1 pseudogene is annotated in these 237 nt (G+C 67.5%); it reads right to left on the bottom strand.

Annotated features, from left to right (window positions below):
* Positions 1-237: pseudogene (locus AX677_RS08980) on the bottom strand (cell division protein FtsZ); the annotation flags it as partial.

Here is a 237-nt window from a genome sequence, read left to right as displayed (position 1 = left end):
CCCGAGTGCAGGACCTGGTCTGCCATGCCGAACGCTTCCGCGAACGTGGTCCGCTCGTTGGCCACGCGGAACAGGTTCTGGTTCGGGATGACGATCAGGGTGTCGACGTAGCGCTGCAGTTCGCTGATGCCGGCGTCGGCCAGGCGCATCCGGTGGCGGCCTTCGAAGTGGAAGGGCTTGGTCACCACGCCCACCGTCAGGATGCCGCGCTCGCGGGCGCACTTGGCGATGATCGGG

The organism is Streptococcus sp. CCH8-C6 (assembly GCF_001557225.1).
GTDB classification, from domain to species: domain Bacteria; phylum Bacillota; class Bacilli; order Lactobacillales; family Streptococcaceae; genus Streptococcus; species Streptococcus sanguinis_C.
Note: the sequence above shows the minus strand (reverse complement) of the source record. Positions and strands in the feature narration are given on the sequence as shown.